Here is a 15721-nt window from a genome sequence, read left to right as displayed (position 1 = left end):
CGCACATCCCTTCCGCGCCGCTCGACCTGCCCCATCGCCCCCCATCGTATCGATCCCACTTCCGATGAAAAACCTCTACTACAACGGCCCCATCAGCGATCACTTCGATGGCGTGCGCTTCTTCAATCCCGGCCAACCGACCATCGACAATTCACTGGGAAAGGTATTGCGCTGGAAAGCCGCGATGGCCACCGTGCGCTGGCCGACGCAGGTGCCGGTGAGTCCCGCCATTCCTGCGCCGCGGCACGACGGCCTGCGCGTCACCATGGTCGGCCATGCCACATTGCTGATACAGGTGGCCGGCATCAACCTGCTCACCGATCCGGTCTGGTCGCAACGCGCAAGCCCCTCGCAGATCGCCGGTCCGAAGCGGGTCACGGTGCCAGGCGTGACCTTCGCGGACCTGCCGCCGATCGATGCGGTCCTGCTCAGCCACAACCACTACGACCACTTCGACATCGCAACCCTGCGCAAGCTGCATCACGCGCATCGCCCGCTGTTCGTGATGCCGCTGGGCAACGACCTGCTGCTGCGCAACAGCGTGCCCGAGGCGCGGATCGAAACCGGCGACTGGCACGACCGGCTCCCGATCGGCGACACCGCGACGGTGACCCTCACCCGCGCCAACCACTGGTCCAGCCGCGGCGTGCGCGACCGCAGGATGGCGCTGTGGTGCGGCTTCTTCATCGAAACCGCGCGGGGTTCCGTCTGGTTCGCGGGCGATACCGGCTACGGCGATGGCGCCATCTTTCGCGAGATCGGCGCCAGATGCGGCGCGCCCGATGTCGCGTTGATCCCCATCGGCGCCTACGCACCGCGCTGGTTCATGGCGCCTCAGCACATCGATCCCACCGAAGCCGTGCGCATCTACCAGGACACCGGCGCCCGGCATGCCCTGGGCATCCACTGGGGTACCTTCCAACTCACCGACGAAGGCCGCGAAGAGCCGCGCGAAGCACTGTCGGACGCGCTACGCCAGGCAGGTATCGCGGCGGCCAGCTTCATCGCCGCCGAACCCGGGCAGGTCTTCGACTTCGACGATCCGGTGGCGTAGCGCTCAGCTCCTGCCGTTGCCCGTCAATCGATCCGACAAAGCGGCTTCTCTGCAGGCCGCAACGTCAGCACCCGCACGCCCGTGCGCGTCACCGCCATGGTGTGCTCGAACTGGCCGACAGCTTGCCGTCGCGGGTATGCACCGGCCCACTGCTCCGATAGCACGCGGATCGCCACGCGGCCGCCAGCTCCGCGTCAACCATCCGCACCTTGGTCCCTCCCCAGTCAGGAGGAGCCAGACCTCGAGCCGGACGAATGGCCGGCTCGGCTAATCGCACCTTACCTGCGGAATGGCTAGGCGAAATTGAGAAAGTATTTCATGATATTTTCCGATCAGGCCAAAGCCTCATCTTCCATCCCAGGCTCTACAAGACAACATGTCCAGCATTGAAATCACCGATCTCACCGCGGCCAGGGACATCGACAGCGTCTCGCGACCCGTTGTGGCCTTGAGTGCCACATCGGTAACCAAGGACTGGGAAAATGCGAAGCATCAGCACCGCAAGGCGCAGCTGATCTACTCGTTACGCGGCATCCTCAACTGCGAAATCGAAGACGGCGTCTGGATCGTGCCGCCGCAGTGCGCCATATGGATACCGGGAGACTTGCCGCACGCGGCGCGGGGGACGGGTGAAACGGAATGCTATTGCCTGTTCGTCGAGCCGGACGCCGCACCGGATCTTCCGAAAACCTGTTGCACGATTTCGGTATCGCCATTGCTACGCGAGTTGCTGCTGAAGGTGGCCGGTTTTCCCGAGTTGTACGCGCTGGGGGGACGGGAAGACCGCTTGATTGCCGCCTTGCTCGATGAGTTGGTGGCGGCACCGGTGGAAGACCTGCATCTGCCCATGCCGCGCGACCTCCGATTGCGCCGCCTCGCGGAAATGATGCTGGCCGATCCCACGGACAAAACCTCGAAGGCCGATTGGGCCATTCGCATTGGCATGAGCGAGCGAAGCATGAGCCGTCTTCTGCTGCACGAAATTGGAATGAGCTTCGGGCGCTGGCGCCGGCAGCTGCATGTGATCCTAGCGCTGCAACGTTTGACAAAGGGTGAAAGCGTGCAAACGGTGGCATTGGAGTTGGGCTACGAAAACGCCAGCGGGTTCGTCACCATGTTCCGAAAGGCAGTAGGCAAGCCCCCGGCACGCTACCTCTCGGAGCGCATGAGCGGCGCGGAGCTTGCTCCCGTGCCCGGCATCATGCTCCCCGATGAAATCTCGGCCTGATTGGATCAGGCTGTCCTGGCCCGGGACCACCGACCGCCCTCCATCGTCTACTGTCCTTCCTTGCGCAGTTGCCGGCATTTCGCACATGTCGTGGTGATGGTGAAGACCGACTCATCGTCGAGAGCGAAGCCCTCCTCGGATGCCAGCGACTGCAGGTGTTCACGCAATGCCAGGTCTTCAATGAAAACCAGCCGCGCGCCACAATGGCATCGCAGTGTGTCGTGCTGGTCGTTCAGCGCCTCCGGTTTGATTGCATAGAACGCGCGCCCACGTGCGCCTTCCGTGCGAACCAACAACCCGGCAGTCCATAGATCATTCAGCGTTCGGTAGATCGATCCCGGGGCGAAGCTGTCGGATTGCGTGCTGAGGAGACGATACATCTGGTTTGCATCCAGACAGTTCGGTGTCGCCTGCTCCAGCGCGTTCAAGACTCTGGTACGAGCGAGCGTCGGTCGCAGTCGGCTCGCCAGCAATCGTTGTTCCTGAGACGACATCGGCGCTCCGGCCTCGGGATTGGTTGCTGCGGTGTGCTTCATCGTGTGCTTGCCTGACGGCAGGTTCTTGCTACCGAATGAGGTAATCAGGTCAATGATCCGAGGTGGGTCATCGTGCGGTTCCATCAGGGATTGCCTGCACTCTTTCAGCGCATTCGGCACTGCACCATCGAAGGTGGCCAACGACCCAGCGGTTCGCGCCTTGGCCTGGGCAATACGGCTACGCGCGACCATCGTGTTGGGGCTTCACGAGATCAGCGACCCAAAGAGAACGACCAGGTGCGATTGCCCTTGAGATAGTCGTTGCGCAGGGAGTTCCGCGAAGCGCCCAGCCTGATGCGCGGATGGAGGCAAAGTTGGGGGCATAACGGATTTCCTCGGTAAGAACAAAGCACTTGTCCGCCAGCCAGGCACGCTGGGCTGAGGCATGGCGAAACCTCAATCAGGCGCAGCGTACCTAGGCCGACTGGATACTGCATTGCGAAACCAGGCCAGCATATTTTTCATTACGGCCAACTTGTGGCGCCATCGCGCTTGGCCTAACTGAATAACAATCTGGCCTGGTTTCGCCATGACTCCCCTTGGTCACCATTGTTAAATACGGCATCCAAACGCAAATGAGTATTGTTAATGCCCGCCCCCACAATTGCCGGGAAGTCCCGCTGGCCAATCGCTACGCGCACAGCGCGCGCCGCTCATCCTCATTTGGATGGGCAGTACAAGGGCGCCATCAGGAGCGCGTCCCGCACCGTGCTTGGCTCGGCAGTTGCGGCGGCGGTTTTCATTAGCGCGCAGGGCGCATTCGCCGCCGAGCCAGCGCAGCTGCAAAACGAGGTCGAGGGGAAAACGTCTCAGGAGGGGACGACCTTGCCGGCCATCACCGTAACGCGCCGCGTGGATCCGGCGGCGACCGAGGGTACGGACTCCTACACCACGGGCGCGACGGCGGCGGCGACGCACCTGCCGCTGTCGCTACGGGAAACCCCACAGGCGGTAACGGTGATCACCCGCCAGCGCATGGACGACCAGCAATTGAATTCGGTGCAGGGCGTACTGGAGAACACCACGGGCGTCTCGCCGTACCAGTCCGACAGCGAACGAACGAGTTTCTATTCGCGTGGTTTCCTGATCAACAACGTTCAGTACGACGGCATCCCCACCGTCGTCGGCGACATCGTCAATGGGAGCGGCATCGGCTCCCTCGATACCGCGTTCTACGATCGTGTCGAGGTCGTGCACGGCGCCTCCGGCTTGCTGACGGGCACCGGCAATCCCTCGGCCGCCATCAACCTGGTGCGCAAACGACCGACCCGTGACTTCTCGGCAGCCGCCTCGCTTGGTGCCGGGAGTTGGGACACCTACCGGGGCATGGGCGACATCTCGACGCCGTTGACCGAAGACGGCCGCATCCGCGCGCGCGTGGTGGGGACGTACCAGGACGGACACTCGTACATCGACGGCTACAAGCCGAAGAGGAAGTCGTTCTACGGCATCATCGAGGCAGATCTGACACCAGACACGACGGTGAGCCTGGGCTATGACGACCAGGACATCACGCCGAAGGGCTCCACCTGGGGAGGCTTGCCGCTATGGTTCAGCGACGGCACGCAGGCGGAGTATTCGCGCTCCAGGAACTACGCGCAGGACTGGAGCCATTGGGACAACACCCTGAAGACGGCGTTTGCCGAAATCGAGCACCGCTTCGAAAACGGCTGGAACTTCCGGGCCGTCGCTAACCAATACCGCACGGAATACGATGCCGAACTGCTCGGCCTGATCGGCCGCCCCGATCGCGCCACGGGACTGGGCTTCTATCCCTACGGGGCTTATCCGGTAGCACTGGCGTCCGAAGGTAGCAGCCGTCAAAACACCTTCGACGTGATGGCGAGCGGCCCCTTCACACTGTTGGGTCGCCAGCATGACCTGGTGGTGGGAGCGACTAGTTCGCGCCGCACAGCTGGTCAGGAGGATATCGCGCCGTTCTATGCAGGCTTTGCGCCGGTCAACGTCTATACGCTGAGCCCTGCCTTTCCCCGCCCTGACTTCGATGCCATGGCGCGGATACCGACCCGCACCCGAATCAAGCAGAGCGGTGTCTATGGCGCAGCCCGGTTCTCGCTGGCCGAGCCTCTGAAACTCGTTGTCGGCGGCCGCTTCAGCAACTACGAAATCGACGACGTCACCGGTAGCGCGTCGTTGCACTACAAGAAGAACAGCGAATTCACCCCGTATGCCGGCTTGATCTACGACATCGATAAGACCTATTCGGCCTACGTGAGCTACACCGGCATCTTCAATCCGCAAACCGACTATCGCGACAGCAGCGGCAACGTGCTCACGCCGTCGAAGGGAAAAACCAAGGAAATCGGCCTCAAAGGCGCTTACATGGACGGGCGTCTGAATGCGTCGGTAGCCTTGTTCGACACCGAACTGGACAACGCTGCACAGATAGTCGCAGGAACCTATACGCCAAGTGGTGCCCAAGCCTATACAGGCTCGGATGGGACGAAGTCGCGCGGGATCGAGCTGGACCTGCAGGGCGAACTGGCGCGCGGCTGGAACATCTACGCGGGGATCGCCCATTTCACCGCGCAGGATGGCGATGGCGTCCGCTTGAATTCGCAACTGCCGCGCACCACGACCCAGCTTTTCAGCACCTACCAGTTGCCCGGAGAGTGGAACAAGTTGACGCTGGGCGGAGGCGTCAAATGGCAAAGCCGCTTCTACCAGGCGCCCAACACTGGCACCAGTTCGTTGGGCGGGGAACAGGGGTCTTATGCCCTGGCATCACTGATGGGGCGTTACTCCATCACGAAGCAGACCGACGTTGCCGTCAACGTCAACAACGTTTTCGACAAGAAGTACGCGCTACAGAAAGGCGATTTCGACACCGTAGGTTATGGCGCACCACGCAACGTGATGGTGACGCTGAACTACAGGTATTGATTTGCGCTCAGGCGAACGCTTCAGCCGTTGGAAATTCTCAGACATATCGCCACTGACTACCGAGACAGCTCCCATGCCCCTTCAGTTTCCCCCACGCCCCGCACAAGACCTGGCCGTGAACAACGCAAACAAGGTTGCCTTGTTCTGGTTGACGACAGCCGCTGGCGCCGTGCTTTTTGTCACCTTCCAGCTGTTCTTTTACGTCAACGACTTTGTGAGAGCGCACGGAGCGACACCGGCGATTACGTTTGAGCCCAACGTACTGTGGATGTTTTCCGCATTCTATGGTTGCTGGATCGTCACGGTGCTTCTCGCACTGATCGGAACCCGCAAGGCCCAGTGGGTTGCGCTGGTCCTCGGCAGCTTGCTTGTCGTCCTGGATACCATCGGGGGAATCTCCGACGGGTTGCGCGACGGTTGGCACATTGCCTTTTCGGCAGTGTTCTTCATTACGTTGCCCGGCGTGTTCGCCATTGCGGCGACTTGGCGGCACATCAAAAACAAAGGAAACGGCCATGTTGATGAACAGTTCTGACTTCCCTTTGGTCTGGATGAATTTTGCGCAAGAATCCGGACATGATCACGAGAAGGACTTCGACGAACTCGAGGAAAATCTGCGGCGCGGGGAGCCCTTCGTGCTCTTGACCGATACCGCGCCTGCTGAAGACCATGAGCACTCGCCGGAAGAAAAGAAACGCACCGCGCTGTGGATGAAGAAGCACAAGCTTGAATTGCGAAGGCTGGTTCTGGCAATGATCCTGGTCGAACCCAACTCGGCAAAACGTCTTGGTTTCAAGGCATTTGCGGTCCTTTTTGCCAAGTTCTGGGGCTACCCTCTACTGCTTGCCGCTTCGCGTGAGCAGGCAATCGAGATGGCTGGAGAACTGCTCCCAAAGGGCGGAGAGCCATCCAGCTGATGGCCCACGCTGGCGTCCGATCTCCCATGAAACCCTGTCGCAGCGCACTGTCGCAGCGAGCTGCCGCCCTGACCGTTGTTCGCCGGCGATACCAGCTACGGCGATGACGCCATCTTTAGCGAGATCCGCGACAGGTACGGCGCGCCCGATGTGGCGTTGATCCCCATCGGCGCCTACGCGCCGCGCTGGTTCATGGCGCCCCAGCACATCGACCCCGCCGAAGCCATGCGCATCTTCCAGGACACCGGCGCCCGGCATCCACTGGGAACCTTCCAACTCACCGACGAAGGCCGCGAAGCGCCGCGCGAGGTGCTCCAGCCATGCTGTCTCCGCATCGCGCGCGCACGTAGACCCTCTGGTCAGGCAGCGACGACGGCTACGCCTCGACCAGGCGCGCCTGCCGGTACGGCAGGCACACACCCGGCCCAATCGTGGCACTGGCGATATGCTGTACGCCGTTCCCGGCAACCTGCGGCATGTCCCCGATCAAGTTCGGCATGTGGAGCACCATCCTGTTGCTCGGCAGCCTGCACGGCGTGCTGGGCGCGGTCTTGCTGTCGCTCGCCCCGGCCAACCGCAGCGCCAACCGCTGCCTGGCGGCCTTGCTGTTGGTGGTGGTGGCGCTGGTCACCCCGTACACGCTCGGCTACGCCGGCGTCTACGATGCCTACCCGCAGCTGACCTACGCGCCCTTCTTCTGGGAGCTGGCGATCGGCCCCTTGGTGTGGATGTACGTGCGCCAGCTGGCGCATGCGCGCCTGCCGCGCTACTGGTATTGCCATCTGCTGCCCGGGGCGCTGCAAGGCCTTTACTACAGCGTGCTGTTCACCTGGCCGCTGTCGCGCAAGTGGGCCTGGGACGCGCAGGTCCAGCAGCCCTGGGTGCAGCCGGCGCAGGACGCGCTGGTGCTGCTGTCCCTCGCCATCTATCTGGGCCTGGCCTGGCGCCAGTACCTGGACTATCAACGCTGGCTGGAACAGCACAGTGGCGCACGCGAGGAACTGCGGCTGTCCTGGCTGCGCGGTTTCCTGGTCGCCGCCTCGCTGCTGGTGCTGCTGCGGCTGGGGTTCACCGTCACCGATCGGCTGCTGCGGCCGTTGTCCTATTTCGACGAATTCCCGCGCTACCTGGGCCTGGTGCTGCTGATGTACTACCTGGGCCTGGAAGGTTGGCGGCATGCGCGCGTCGCCTATCCGCGGCGCGCATCGGCACAGAGCGCGGCCGACGCCACGGCGGCTGTGCCAGAGATGGCGCAGCCCGTGGAGCCAGTGGAGTTCGTCGAGCCGGTCGAGTCGGACGCAACCGCAACCGCCGGTGCAGGCACGGAAAAGGACTGGGCCGCGCTGGGCCAGCGCTTCGCCGCGCAGGTCGCCGCGCAAGGTTGGTGGCGCGAGCCGGAGCTGAGCCTGGGCGAACTGGCGCGGCGCCTGGGCACCAACAGCAACTACCTGTCGCGGGCGTTGAACGAAGGTCTGGGCCAGAGCTTCAGCGAGTTCCTCAACCGCCAGCGCATCGCCGAGGCGCAGGCGCTGCTGGCCGGCGACGACGATGTGCTCGCCATCGCCCTGCGCGTGGGCTTCGGCTCCAAGGCCAGCTTCAACCGCGTGTTCCGCGCTTACGTCGGCCGCACGCCCAGCGACTACCGCCGCACGCAACGTCCCATCGCGTGAAAAACATCGCGCGCAGGCGCTTTTGAGTCGCGGCGGCGGTGAGCGCCGCGCAGTCTGGGCGCTCTTCCAAGGATCGCCCATGCCCCTACTCCTGCTCCGCCTGTGCGCCTGGCCGCTGTGCCTGGCACTGCTGCTGTCTGCCTCGCTAGCGCATGGCGCCATCCCAGCGCCTGCCGATTTGCCCGCCGATCCGCACGCGGACAGCCCACTGCCCGGCGCCGGCCTGGCCGCCGATGTCGAGCTGCTGCGCCAGGCCTACACCGCCCTGCACCCGGGCCTCTACCGCTACGTCGGCGAAGCGGAGATGGCCCACCGCTTCGATGCGCTGCGCGAGCAAGTGCGCAATGGCGCCACTCTGGGCCAGGCCTACCTGGCATTTTCCCGGTTTACCGCAGGCATCCGCTGCGGCCATACCTATCCCAACTTCGCCAACCAGCCCGAGCCGATCCGGCGCGCCCTGTTCGAGCACGCGGGCCTGTTGCCGTTCCAGTTCGTGTGGCTGGACGGGCGCATGGTGGTCACCCGCGACGGCAGCGTCCCGGCACGCCTGCCGCGCGGCACCCAGGTGCTGGCGATAGACGGTATCCCGACAAGCCGCATCCTGTCGGCACTGATGCAGGTGGCGCGCGCCGACGGAGGCAACGACGCCAAGCGTGTCGCGCAGATGCAGATACAGGGCCGCGAACGGACCGAGGCGTTCGACGTCTATCTGCCGCTGCTGTTCCCGCAGATCGGACGCAACCCGCTGCTGCGCGTGCAGCTTCCCGGCGAGCGCGCCGCGCGCACTCTGCGCGTGCAGGGCTTCACTCCCGCACAGCGCAGCGCGATGGCCAGCGTGCGCGAACGCAGCAGCGATGCGCCGGCATGGACCGTGCGCATGCAGACCCCGCAGCTGGCGGTGCTGAGCATGCCCGATTGGGCGCTCTACGACAGCGCCTGGGATTGGCGCGAGTTCCTGGACACCACCTTCGCCGATCTCGATGCGCGCCAGGTGCCGGCCCTGGTGATCGACCTGCGCGGCAACGAAGGCGGACTGGACGAGGTCGGCAACGCGCTGCTGGCGCGCCTGACCGAACAACCGCTGGCGTTGCCGCAGATCCGCCAGTTGGTGCGCTACCGGCGCGTGCCCGACGCGCTCGCGCCGTACCTGACCACCTGGGACGCCTCCTTCCGCGACTGGGGCGACGCCGCGCGGCCCTACGACGACCACTACTATTCACTGACCCGCTGGCAGCCGGCGACCGCGAACGTGGTCGTGCAGCCGCAGGCACCGCATTACCGCGGCAAGGTGTTCGTGCTGATCGGCCCGGACAACAGCTCGGCCACCTTCAAATTCGCCGACCAACTCAAGGCCAGCGGCCTGGCGACGCTGGTCGGCCAGACCAGCGGCGGCAACCGCCGCGGCATCAACGGCAGCGCCTTCTTCTTCCTGCACCTGCCGCATTCGGGCATCGAACTGGATCTGCCGCTGGTCGGCCAGTACCCGGCCGACGCGCAACCCGACGCCGGCATCGCCCCGGATGTGGCGGTCGCACCCGGCATCGCCGATATCGCCGCGGGTCGCGATGCGGAAATGGCCGCGGTCCTGAAGGCATTGACTGCGCCGCCTTCGTTGCCGCCAGCGAACGCGCTGTAGCAGCGTTGCGGATCGGCGCGTTGCATCGGCCGACGTTGCTGCCGCCGCTTCGCGCCGCCAGCGGCAGCGCCAAACGCGCAGCCCCGTGTTGCCGGCGCCTGCTTGCGCACATTGGCAGCACGCACACGCTGCGTACGCATCACTCAATCGGGCACAGCGGCTTCTCCCCAGGCCGCAACGTCAGCACCCGCACGCCCGTGCGCGTCACCGCCACGGTGTGCTCGAACTGCGCCGACAGCTTGCCGTCGCGCGTATGCACCGGCCATTGATCCGGCAGCGCACGGATCGCCGCGCGGCCCTGGTTGAGCATCGGCTCGATGGTGAACACCATGCCTTCCTGCAGCTCCAACCCGGCGCCGGCGTGGCCGTAGTGCAGGATCTGCGGATCTTCGTGCATTTCGCGGCCGATGCCGTGTCCGCAATATTCCTTCACCACGCTGTAGCCGTGCTCGCGCGCGTGGCGGGCGATGGCATGGCCGATGTCGCCCAGGCGCGCGCCGGGGCGCACCGCAGCGATGCCCTTCCACATCGCCTGGTAGGTCGTCTGCACCAGCCGCCGCGCCGGATAGGCGACCTCGCCGACCAGGTAGGTGGTGCTGGAGTCGGCGATGTAGCCGTTCTTCTCCAGCGTGATGTCCAGGTTGACGATCTGGCAGCTGCGCAGCACGTCGTCGGCCGACGGCACACCGTGGCAGACCACGTCGTCGATCGACGCGTTGAGCACGAACGGGAACCCGTACTGGCCCTTGCTGGCCGGCCGCGCGCCCAGCTCCTCGACGATCATCCGTTCGACGAAATCGTTGAGTTCCAGCGTGCTGCGGCCTTCCAGCGGCAACTGGTCCAGCGCATGGAACACCTGCGCCAGCAGCCGACCAGACTCGGCCATCAGCGCAAGCTCGTCCGGCTGCTTGATCACGCCCGCCCCGATTTCAGCGCCTGCGGTTGCACCCCGGCCGCGCGCAACTCGCGCGCCACCAGGTCCTGGAACGACAGCTCCGGATGCATCTCGCACAGCATGCCGATCCTGATCCAGAAGGTGGCCTGCGCATTGATCGAACGGCTGGTGACCGTGCAGGCGCGGCGCAGTTGGTCGTGCAACTCGTCATCGATGTTGACGATGCCCATGGGTGCACCTGGTAGCGAGAGGATGTATGGATCGTATACGTTTCGTATATGACCGCGCAACCACCATCACTACCGCGCCTGTGCAATTCAACCAGGCGTGCGTGATCGCGCGGCAGCCCGCCGAACCGGTAACGCCACACGAGGTCGCGGCCCCGCAGCGCATGACAACGGGCAAAAAAAACCCCGCCGAAGCGGGGTCATGCCGTGCGGCTGGGCCGCATCAGACGCTGGACATCAGGCCGATGCTGAAGCCGGACACCTGGCTGATCCGCCCACGCCACAGACAGCCGTTGACCGGGAATTCGCCGCCCGTGGCCACGACCCGCGCATCGGCAAGGTGAACGAAGGTGGCCGGCTTCAGCTCGCTCTGCTCGTAGATGTCGCGGTAGGGCTGGAAGCGCTCCTGCAGCGGCGCGACCAACTCGTCGGGCGCCACCTCGGTAATCGACTCGGTCAGCCGCTGCATGAACTCCTTGCCGCCGATCAACATGCCGGAGATGGTGCTGCCGCCCACCGTCAGCGTCAGCCCGATCTGCACGCCCAGGTTCGCGATCGCCACCAGATCCTGCAGCAGGTAGTCGGGATGATGGGCAGCGGCGAGCAGCGCATCGGTATCCAGCGCCGCGGTCGATTGTTCTTCGTGTTGTGACATATGTCCTCTCCCTTCGAGTCGCCACGGCGATCCCATGGTGGCATGAGGGTATACAGATCCGCGGGCGCCTGCATGACGATGCTTTCTCATCGCGAGGGCGGTCGTGTTCAGGGGTCTCCCAATCGCGGCAATGTGGCTGTGCGTACCTGTGAAAGCCGACGCACCGGATGGGAAGTGCCACGGAATTCCGTCTGTGGCACCACGCCACGGGCATGCATTCCCCGCTAGCCGAATCTGATCGCGCTTAGGCCGACGCCACCAAACACCAAGCGGCCGCATACCTCTGCGGCCGCGGGCGGCACGCCTAAGGCGACGACTTGCGCGAACGCTTCTTCTGGATCGTGGGCCGCACGTCAGAATCTTGCGCGCAGAGGCTGTATCCGGGTTGCAACCGCGCGCTGGCGATTTCTTGCCCAGCTAAGCGGACATCCCTTCGAGCGCAGCGGCAGCCTGTTCGAGCCCGCCCAGGATGGCGTCGGCAACGCGCGGCGAGAAGTCCTGCGGCAGATCCGCGCGCGCCTCGGCGATGGCGGCCGGTGTACGTGCCAGGATCTCTTCGATGAGCGGCTCGGCGGTCGACGCATAGCCAACCCGCTGCGCCGTGCTGCTGAAGTGCCTGCGCTGGATGCTGTTCATCGCGTAATGCCTGTTCTTGCCGAGCAACGCCATGGCCAGCTTGATGTCATAAGGCGACCACTGATGGGGGCCGTCGCCCAATACTGGATAGGCAGACATCACGTCATACAGCCGAGTCAACTGGAAGCGGCCACGCGGCAGAAGCTGGAGACTGAAATTCTTGGCATGACCATCGGGCGCGCGCAGCAACCAGAACAACACCTGCGCAGCCAGCACCGTCTTCATGTCGGCCTCGGCATCGACCGACTGGCGCAGCGTACCGAACAAGGCCTTGAGCCCTGGACCGCCCTCGTTCTCGTACTTGCGCAGCGGCGAGCAGCCTTCGACCTGGCAGAAGTCTTCCTGCGGCAGGCGCATGAGCCACTGTCCATTGGCCGCCAGGCGCCGGTCGAAGCGCTCCACCACCAGCACGCGCTGCTGGCCGAAGCGGGCGATGCGCGCATCGGCAACGTTCAAGCCATAGGCCTTCAACAACCGCAGGCACAGCCATTCGTTGTCGACCGAGGTGCTGAAATCCGCCCGCCGCCCGCCTACCAGGCCCATCGGCAGCTTGAAGATGTGGCTGGTCGGCGTGGCGCCGCGCGGTGCATGCCATTGACCGCCCCACCACAGGAAGGCTGTCTTCTCTTGCGCACCGGCAAGGGAGATGCGGAAGTCCGCATCCGGGTCGCGGTGCGCGGCGAAGGCGTGCGGCGAGACCGTTTCGATCAGGTGCCGTTCGATGTCCTCTTCGGATAGGGGCACGCCGTCGATGCATTCGACATCCTGCGGCACCTCGTCCTCACCCAGGATCTGCACGGCCCCCACGCAATCGCGCCCGACTGCGCTCAGCAGATCGAAGGGATCGGTGGATGGCGCCCTGAAGCGCTGCGCCACGCGCCGGCGGATCGCATCGCTGTCGGGCAGCAAGTTGTCGAAGTAGTTGAAGACCTTCTCGCCCTTGAGCGGCTGGTTCTGCAGATTGAACGGCAGCGATAGCGACAGCGGCCGGCCAACGTCGGCACCCACCCAGTCCGTGTCGTAGTGCAGCTCCATGTCCCCGCGTGTGGGCATCGTCCAGCGCGCGACGCGCACGCCGTTGGTCCAGATGGACAGGCTGCGGCTGTGGGATCGGCGCCCCATGTCACCACTCCACAGGCGCGCTGGAGCGCGCGCCAGCGTCGCAGCGGGTGCCAATGGTCAACTCCAACCCCAGCGCCGCGCACCAGGCCAGGAGTTGCTCGACGCTCAACGCGTGGGCGTTCAGTTCCAGATGGGAGACGCGCGATTGGCTCAAGCCAAGCCGGCTAGCCAGCGCCGACTGGGTCAGGCCTTTGGCCTTGCGCGCGGCCTGCAGCGTCGCGCCTAGCTGCGTCGCGGTGACCAGAACATGGCGTATCGACATTGGGGCTGCACCCGTAATTCAACTAAACGCAAAATACCTGCAAAACAAATAAGCGTCAAATAGCTGATATGCAAGTTAAGCAAACATACTGCGCATGGCCGCGTCCCATCGCCGTGCGCCGGAGCTGAGACGGGGCGTCGGCTGGGCGACACGAAGCGCAGCTACTCCATACCCTCGACTCGATCGGAGACCGCTGCTTGGCTGCGCGCACTGCCGCGACCGCTTGCGCGCGCGTAGTGCGTCGGCGGCTGTCCGACGTGGCGCGCGAACGCGACGCTGAAGGTGCTGGCGGAGCTGTAGCCAACGCGCTCGGCGATGTCGGCGATGCCGAGCTCGGTGCGGCGCAGCAGGTCCTTGGCCAATGCCATGCGCCAGGCGAGCAGGTATTCCATCGGCGTCATGCCCACGGTGCGGCCGAAGCGCTCGAAGAACGCCGAGCGCGACAAGGCGGCTTCCTTCGCCAGCGCCACCACCGTCCATGCGCGCGTGGGCTGTTCGTGCATCGCGCGGATTGCCGCGGCAAGGCGCGCATCGGCCAGCCCGCGCGCCAGGCCCGGCGATGCCGCCGTGCCGGCGGCCGAGCGCAGGGCTTCGATGAGCAGCACTTCCAGCAGGCGCGCGAGCACGACCTCGCGTGCGGGCCGCGCCTCGCGCGACTCCTCGCTCACCAGTTGCACCAGCGTGGCGAGTCGTTGCTCGCCGCGCACGCAGACCAGTTGCGGCAGCAGCGAGACCAGCAGCGCCGCATCCGGCGAGCCGAAGCTGCAGTGGCCGGCCAGGATGCGCAGGTCGGTCGGACCCTCTTGCGCGCCGATCCGGAACAACCCCGGCCCCAGCGCGGTCGGCACGGTTTCGGCCGCGCCCTCGTGCGGCACAAGGCTGGACATCGTGACCTCGTAAGCCGCAGGGACAAGGACGAAATCGCCCGCCTGCAGCACGATCGGCTCGCCGCCATCGAGCGCCAGGCGGCAGCCGCCTTCCAGCACGGCGCAGTAGAAGGGCTGGCCGGCGTCCGAGCGCCGGATGCGCCACGGACCTGCGCCGACCACATGCTTGGAGAACCGGGCGGTCGGCTGCAGCAGCGTGACCACCTCGGCAAGAGGATCCACCATCGCTGGACGCTCGCAAACGAATCAAGGACTCTGAATCGTAGCGAGTACGGCGGCGGCGATCTATCGTCGCTGCATCGTCCACCCATCGAAGGAATCCCCTTGAAGACCGTCCTGATCACCGGCTGCTCCTCCGGCTTCGGCCTGGAAACCGCACGCCACTTCCTCGCCCGCGATTGGCGTGTGCTCGCCACGATGCGCACGCCCCAAGACGACCTGCTGCCGCCTTCGGAGCAGTTGCGCGTGCTGCCGTTGGACGTCACCGACGCGCAGAGCATCCGCGCCGCCGTCGCGGCCGCCGGCCCGATCGACGTGCTGGTCAACAACGCCGGCTTCGGCGCGCCCGCGCCGTTCGAGTTGACGGACATGGAGACCGTGCGCGCCCTGTTCGACACCAACACCTTCGGCACGATGGCGGTCACGCAAGCGGTATTGCCGCAGATGCGCGCGCGCGGTGCCGGCGTCATCGTGAACGTCACCTCCAGCGTCACCTACAAGCCGCTGCCGCTGGTCGGCATCTACCGGGCGGCCAAGGCAGCGGTGAATGCGTTCTCCGAATCGCTGGCGAGCGAACTCGAGCCGTTCGGCGTGCGCGTGCGCATCGTGCTGCCCGGCTCTTCGGGCGAGACGCGTTTTCGCGACACCGCCCGCACCCGCCTGCGCGGCATGGACGACGAGATCTATGGCGACTTCATGCGCCGCACCATCGCGCGGATGGCCGAATCCACCGGCCCGGGGACGCGCATGCAGGACGTCGCCGACGCCGTATGGCGCGCGGCGACCGACGCGTCGACACCGCTGTACCTGCCGGCCGGAGCGGACGCCCTGCAGTGGGCGGCAGAGGCACGCTGAGCCGGCGGCCGTGCCGGG

Annotated in this window: 15 protein-coding genes and 2 pseudogenes; 9 read left to right on the top strand and 8 right to left on the bottom strand. The window is 65.1% G+C overall.

All coding sequences use genetic code 11. The features are described from left to right. Window positions 1-64: 64 nt before the first annotated feature. Window positions 65-1054, top strand: coding sequence for an MBL fold metallo-hydrolase (locus HEP75_RS03330; protein ID WP_185825446.1), 990 nt, complete (start codon window positions 65-67; stop codon window positions 1052-1054). Between the two features lie 23 nt (window positions 1055-1077). Here HEP75_RS03330 and HEP75_RS03325 read toward each other — a convergent pair. Continuing rightward, a pseudogene (locus tag HEP75_RS03325) lies at window positions 1078-1199 on the bottom strand (type I methionyl aminopeptidase); the annotation flags it as partial. Between the two features lie 231 nt (window positions 1200-1430). On the opposite strand from HEP75_RS03325, the gene HEP75_RS03320 reads away from it, so the two are divergent. Then, a complete protein-coding gene (locus HEP75_RS03320) occupies window positions 1431-2282 on the top strand; it encodes a helix-turn-helix transcriptional regulator (protein WP_185825445.1) in 852 nt (283 codons plus the stop codon). A gap of 47 nt (window positions 2283-2329) precedes the next feature. On the opposite strand, the gene HEP75_RS03315 is transcribed toward HEP75_RS03320, so the two are convergent. Further along, window positions 2330-3010 carry a transcriptional repressor gene (locus tag HEP75_RS03315; RefSeq protein ID WP_255423980.1) on the bottom strand — a complete coding sequence of 227 codons (681 nt, stop codon included), beginning with the start codon at window positions 3008-3010 and terminating at the stop codon, window positions 2330-2332. Window positions 3011-3406: 396 nt separating this feature from the next. Here HEP75_RS03315 and HEP75_RS03305 point away from each other — a divergent pair, with 396 nt between their 5' ends. The 6 genes and pseudogenes from HEP75_RS03305 (at window position 3407) to HEP75_RS03280 (ending at window position 9945) form a co-directional block, all read left to right on the top strand. After that, on the top strand, window positions 3407-5722 hold the full coding sequence (locus tag HEP75_RS03305; RefSeq protein ID WP_185825444.1) for a TonB-dependent siderophore receptor: 2316 nt from the start codon (window positions 3407-3409) through the stop codon (window positions 5720-5722). Between the two features lie 115 nt (window positions 5723-5837). Further along, on the top strand, window positions 5838-6257 hold the full coding sequence (locus HEP75_RS03300) for a hypothetical protein (protein ID WP_221899298.1): 420 nt from the start codon (window positions 5838-5840) through the stop codon (window positions 6255-6257). Next, complete coding sequence (locus HEP75_RS03295) at window positions 6238-6639, top strand: hypothetical protein (RefSeq protein ID WP_185825442.1); 402 nt, start codon at window positions 6238-6240, stop codon at window positions 6637-6639. Before HEP75_RS03300 ends, HEP75_RS03295 begins: the two co-directional genes overlap by 20 nt. 75 nt (window positions 6640-6714) lie before the next feature. Then, window positions 6715-6837 (top strand): annotated as a pseudogene (locus HEP75_RS22235) (hypothetical protein); the annotation flags it as partial. Between the two features lie 299 nt (window positions 6838-7136). Continuing rightward, complete coding sequence (locus tag HEP75_RS03285) at window positions 7137-8309, top strand: AraC family transcriptional regulator (RefSeq protein WP_185826473.1); 1173 nt, start codon at window positions 7137-7139, stop codon at window positions 8307-8309. 79 nt (window positions 8310-8388) lie between these two features. Beyond that, on the top strand, window positions 8389-9945 hold the full coding sequence (locus HEP75_RS03280) for a S41 family peptidase (protein ID WP_185825441.1): 1557 nt from the start codon (window positions 8389-8391) through the stop codon (window positions 9943-9945). Window positions 9946-10084: 139 nt separating this feature from the next. Here HEP75_RS03280 and map read toward each other — a convergent pair whose 3' ends face one another. From map to HEP75_RS03250, 6 genes are all read right to left on the bottom strand, one after another. After that, the gene (map, locus tag HEP75_RS03275) at window positions 10085-10861 is read right to left on the bottom strand and encodes a type I methionyl aminopeptidase (RefSeq protein ID WP_185825440.1); all 777 of its coding nucleotides are present in this window, start codon (window positions 10859-10861) and stop codon (window positions 10085-10087) included. Beyond that, a complete protein-coding gene (locus tag HEP75_RS03270) occupies window positions 10858-11070 on the bottom strand; it encodes a ParD-like family protein (RefSeq protein WP_179567582.1) in 213 nt (70 codons plus the stop codon). Before HEP75_RS03270 ends, map begins: the two co-directional genes overlap by 4 nt. Before the next feature lie 220 nt (window positions 11071-11290). After that, complete coding sequence (locus tag HEP75_RS03265) at window positions 11291-11722, bottom strand: gas vesicle protein (protein WP_185825439.1); 432 nt, start codon at window positions 11720-11722, stop codon at window positions 11291-11293. A gap of 417 nt (window positions 11723-12139) precedes the next feature. Then, complete coding sequence (locus tag HEP75_RS03260; protein ID WP_185825438.1) at window positions 12140-13480, bottom strand: type II toxin-antitoxin system HipA family toxin; 1341 nt, start codon at window positions 13478-13480, stop codon at window positions 12140-12142. Between the two features lies 1 nt (window position 13481). Further along, the gene (locus HEP75_RS03255; RefSeq protein ID WP_185825437.1) at window positions 13482-13742 is read right to left on the bottom strand and encodes a helix-turn-helix transcriptional regulator; all 261 of its coding nucleotides are present in this window, start codon (window positions 13740-13742) and stop codon (window positions 13482-13484) included. A 161-nt stretch (window positions 13743-13903) separates the two neighbouring features. Next, the gene (locus HEP75_RS03250; protein WP_185825436.1) at window positions 13904-14854 is read right to left on the bottom strand and encodes an AraC family transcriptional regulator; all 951 of its coding nucleotides are present in this window, start codon (window positions 14852-14854) and stop codon (window positions 13904-13906) included. 99 nt (window positions 14855-14953) lie between these two features. Between HEP75_RS03250 and HEP75_RS03245 the strand changes: the two genes are divergently transcribed. Continuing rightward, the gene (locus tag HEP75_RS03245; RefSeq protein WP_185825435.1) at window positions 14954-15703 is read left to right on the top strand and encodes an SDR family oxidoreductase; all 750 of its coding nucleotides are present in this window, start codon (window positions 14954-14956) and stop codon (window positions 15701-15703) included. Window positions 15704-15721: the final 18 nt, after the last annotated feature.

This window comes from Xanthomonas sp. SI, from assembly GCF_014236855.1.
GTDB lineage: Bacteria > Pseudomonadota > Gammaproteobacteria > Xanthomonadales > Xanthomonadaceae > Xanthomonas_A.
This window is presented reverse-complemented; position numbering and strand designations above follow the sequence as displayed.